The following is a 3306-nucleotide window of genomic DNA, read 5'->3' on the forward strand; positions in this document are numbered from 1 at the left end:
GCGTTGGGCGGTGCTGTGCTCCGCGTCCTCGGCGGGCGCTCGCAGCCGGGCCCGGGCGGCCCGGCGCCCCGCCGCGTCGACCACGTCGATCTGCCAGCCCGCGACCTCCACGTGGTCACCCTCGGCCGGGATGCGCCCCAGCTCGGTGGCGACGAGTCCGGCGAGCGTCTCGTACGGGCCGTCGGGGGCGCGCAGCCCGATCGCCTCCAGCTGGTCGGTGCGGGTTCCGCCGTCCGCCTCGTACGTCTCGCGGCCGGCCTCGTCCGCGCCGACCGGTGCCAGGTAGGGCGCCTCGTGCGGGTCGTGCTCGTCCCGCACCTCACCGACGACCTCCTCGACGATGTCCTCCAGGGTGACGACACCGGCGGTGCCGCCGTACTCGTCGATCACCACGGCCAGGCTGCGGGACTCCGAGAGCCGGTCCAGCAACCGGTCCACCGTCAGCGACTCCGGCACCAGCAGCGGCTCACGCAGCAGCTCGGTCACCGGCTGACCGGCGCGCAGCTCGGCAGGTACCGCCAGCACGTCCTTCACGTGCACCACGCCCACCACCGTGTCGAGCGTGTCCCGGTACACGGGGAAACGGGACAGCCCCGTGGCGCGGGTGGCGTTCGCGACGTCCGCGGCCGTCGCCTGCACCTCCAGCGCGGTCACCTGGACGCGGGGGGTCATCACGTTCTCCGCGCTCAGCTCGGCCAGGTGCAGGGTGCGGATGAACAGCTCCGCGGAGTCCGCCTCGAGGGCGCCCTCCCGCGCGGAGTGCCGGGCCAGCGCGACCAGCTCCTGCGGCGAGCGGGCAGACGCGAGTTCCTCGGTGGGCTCCAGGCCCATCCGCCGCACGGTCCGGTTGGCGGTGTTGTTGAGGTGGCGGATCAGCGGCCGGAACAGGGCCGAGAAGGCGCGCTGCGGCGCGGCGACCCGCTTGGCCACCGGCAGCGGGCGGGAGATCGCCCAGTTCTTCGGGACCAGCTCACCGAAGACCATCAGCACCACCGTCGACAGCGCGGTGCCCAGGACCAGAGCGGTGGTCGACGCCGCCTGCTCGGGCAGGCCGGCCGACTCCACCGGCCCCGACAGCATCGCCGCCACCGAGGGCTTGGCGAGCATGCCGATGATCAGCCCGGTGACGGTGATGCCCAGCTGCGCGCCGGACAGCTGGAAGGTGAGGGAGCGCACGGCGCTCAGCGCCCCGGCCGCCCCCGGCTCACGATCGGCGACCGCGCGCTCCAGACCTCCGCGCTCGACGGTCGTCAGGGAGAACTCGGCCGCCACGAACACGCCACAGGCCAAGGTGAGCAGCAGGGCCAGGGCCAACAGCAGGACTTCGGTCATCGGGCCGTCTCCGCCCTGGGATCAGGAGCAGTGAGGCAGGTGTGCCCGGTACCGGGACTTGGAGGCTCGCCCATGGACGGACGCTGACCCCTTTCCACTTTCAGCTGATGCCGACACCGGTCGACGTCGGCAAGAACCCCTCCACCTTACGGGAGCGCCGCCGCGCCCACCCTGCGCGGGCGGGTCGCGTCAGAGGTGCTTCACCCACCGGCTCCACTGGGGCTCCCGGCTGTAGCCGGCCGCGACCCACGTCGGGTGGGCGCTCTCGTTGCGGTCCAGCACCATCGCGTCCCCGCGCCGTCCGCCCAACTCGGCGAAACGCTTCTCGGCCGCGGTGAGCAGCGCCGTGGCGACACCCTCCCGGCGGTGCGCCGGGTGCACCGCGAGCCGGTACAGGTGGCAGCGCCAGCCGTCGAAGCCGGCGATGACACTGCCGACCAGCCGGCCGTCGCACTCGGCCAGCAGCAGCGCCTCGGGGTCCCGGACGACGAGCCGCGCGATGCCGGCCGGGTCGTCGCTGACGCTGACGCCCTCGGCCGCGATCCGCCAGAACCCCAGGACGTCCTCGGCGTCCTCCGGGCGGGCGGTGCGGATGCGCAGTTCGGTCATACCTCATCCCAGCACCGCACGGCCGGTGTGTCGAGCCCGGCACCGTCCCCGGCCGCCCGGTCGTGCACCGGCGGTACGGAACGGATAACGGACGCGCGCTTGCGGGGGCTAGCGCGAAAGCGCTAGCGTGAGGTATGGCCAAGACCCAGCTGAACGTGCGGGTGGAGGAGTCCACCGCGGAGACCGCGCGACGCCGCGCGCTGCAACGCGGCATGAGCGTGAACCGCTACATCGAGGAACTGGTCAGGCAGGAGGCCGGCGAGGTCGGACAGACCTTCGTCGAGGCCGCCGCCGACTTCATGAAGCAGTACGAATCCGTCTTCGCCGAGGAGTCCGTGCCGGGGAACGAGGGCAAGCACCTTTCGTGAGCCTTCGCATCGATCTCGCCTGGCTGCTCATCGTTGCCGAGGAGAACACCCCCGGGGACCCGCGGATCGTGGACTACGGCGCTCTGGTCGCCGCCGTCAGCAGGCACGAGGCTTCGATCTTCGGCCGCCCGGTGTACGCCGACCCGCAGGACCGCGCCGCCGCTCTGCTGCAACTCCTGCTGCGGGTGCCGGCCCTGGAGGGCTCCAACGCCATGTTCGCCTGCGCGGTGGCGTACGGCTACCTGGTGGCCAGCGGCGTGAAGGTGGCCACCTCGCCGGAGCAGATCCGTGACCTCGCGAGGCTGGTGAACGACGGCGCCGCCGACGTCCGCGCCATCGCCGACGCCCTGCGGTCCTGGAGCCTGTGACGGCGTTCTGGACTCTGCGAGAGCCGGCGGCCCGTCGGTCGGCGGGCTACCGCACCGGCCCGGGGACCGACAGCGGCGGCCCGCCCGACCAGTGGCCGTCCAGTTCCGGAGCCAGCCAGTCCGCGGCCCGCTCCCGGAAAGCGGGGCCGTCCAGCCGCCCCGCGCCTTCGGGCAGCAGGCCGAGCAACGGTGTGCCCGCCGCGGACGGCAGATCGGTCAGATTGCAGCGGGCGGCGAGATCAGGTGCGGCCGGCCAGCTCCCGACCACCACACCCCGGCAGGTCAGGCCCCGGGCCCGCAGCGCCTCCGTGGTGAGGGCGGTCGCGTTGAGCGTGCCCAGACCCGCCGCGGCCACCACGACAACCGGGGCGTCCAGCAGGGACGCCACGTCGGCCAGGGTCGCCCCCCGCTCGTCGAACCGCACCAGCAGTCCGCCCGCCCCCTCGACCAGGACGAGGTCGTGCCCCGCCGAGAGCCGGTCCGCCTCCCTCGCGATCCGGTCCGGTCGGAGGTAGGGCTGCCCGGCCCGCCGGGCAGCCGTCTCCGGTGCCAGCGGCTCCGGCCAGCGGGCCAGCTCCGCCGTCGTCACCGCGCCGCCCACCGTCCCACCGCACCTCGGTCTGCTCCCG

General features: G+C 73.7%; 5 protein-coding genes. 2 read left to right on the forward strand and 3 right to left on the reverse strand.

Annotation, left to right across the window (positions count from 1 at the left end; translation table 11 throughout):
* A partial coding sequence (locus ACYVE9_RS20070) for a hemolysin family protein (RefSeq protein ID WP_461029275.1) occupies window positions 1-1332 on the reverse strand: 1332 nt, incomplete at its 3' end.
* Window positions 1333-1521: 189 nt separating this feature from the next.
* Complete coding sequence (locus ACYVE9_RS20075) at window positions 1522-1941, reverse strand: GNAT family N-acetyltransferase (protein WP_461029276.1); 420 nt, start codon at window positions 1939-1941, stop codon at window positions 1522-1524.
* Between the two features lie 134 nt (window positions 1942-2075).
* On the opposite strand from ACYVE9_RS20075, the gene ACYVE9_RS20080 reads away from it, so the two are divergent.
* A complete protein-coding gene (locus ACYVE9_RS20080; protein ID WP_461029277.1) occupies window positions 2076-2309 on the forward strand; it encodes an antitoxin in 234 nt (77 codons plus the stop codon).
* The gene (locus ACYVE9_RS20085) at window positions 2306-2677 is read left to right on the forward strand and encodes a fic family toxin-antitoxin system, toxin component (protein WP_461029278.1); all 372 of its coding nucleotides are present in this window, start codon (window positions 2306-2308) and stop codon (window positions 2675-2677) included. Before ACYVE9_RS20080 ends, ACYVE9_RS20085 begins: the two co-directional genes overlap by 4 nt.
* A gap of 46 nt (window positions 2678-2723) precedes the next feature.
* Here ACYVE9_RS20085 and bioD read toward each other — a convergent pair.
* Window positions 2724-3306, reverse strand: a 583-nt coding sequence (gene bioD, locus ACYVE9_RS20090; RefSeq protein ID WP_461029279.1) for an ATP-dependent dethiobiotin synthetase BioD, incomplete at its 5' end; no start/stop codon positions are given.

The organism is Streptomyces sparsus, assembly GCF_054776295.1.

Coding starts and splice junctions, on each gene's coding strand:
- ACYVE9_RS20075 (WP_461029276.1), bottom strand. CDS start 1,941: ATGACCGAACTGCGCATCCGCACCGCCCGCCCGGAGGACGCCGAGGAC.
- ACYVE9_RS20080 (WP_461029277.1), top strand. CDS start 2,076: ATGGCCAAGACCCAGCTGAACGTGCGGGTGGAGGAGTCCACCGCGGAG.